At 42.6% G+C, this 326-nt stretch carries 1 protein-coding gene; it reads right to left on the bottom strand.

What is annotated here, in order from left to right; translation table 11 throughout:
• Nucleotides 1-109 precede the first annotated feature (109 nt).
• Nucleotides 110-326, bottom strand: a 217-nt coding sequence (locus tag N483_RS27570; RefSeq protein ID WP_231105496.1) for a hypothetical protein, incomplete at its 5' end; no start/stop codon positions are given.

Here is a 326-nt window from a genome sequence, read left to right as displayed (position 1 = left end):
ACTTTGGTTTGCGTTTTCTCTTGCAGCCCGCCGTGTCAGTGGATGCGCATTATAGGGAGATTTAAGATTGGCGCAAGCGTTTTTTTCGCTTTTTTCTTAATAAATTTATTTATTTAGTTAACCTCAAAAAATACAACCTGGCACACATGTTATACACATACAGCTGTGGATAACCCTCATCCAGAGCCCGAAACACTACTACCTCCAGCTGAGAGATATAGACAAGTTTAACTTCGACTAAGATGTAACGTCTGCGAGCGAAGCAAGTGCGTTCAGTTTGCACAAGGTGAAGTGAGCCGTTTTGGTAGTTGCTAAGGCTACCACCT

The organism is Pseudoalteromonas luteoviolacea NCIMB 1944, assembly GCF_001625565.1.
In the GTDB taxonomy this organism is placed as follows: domain Bacteria; phylum Pseudomonadota; class Gammaproteobacteria; order Enterobacterales; family Alteromonadaceae; genus Pseudoalteromonas; species Pseudoalteromonas luteoviolacea_F.
The sequence above is the reverse complement of the archived record's forward strand: the minus strand, read 5'-3'. Positions and strand labels throughout refer to the sequence as shown.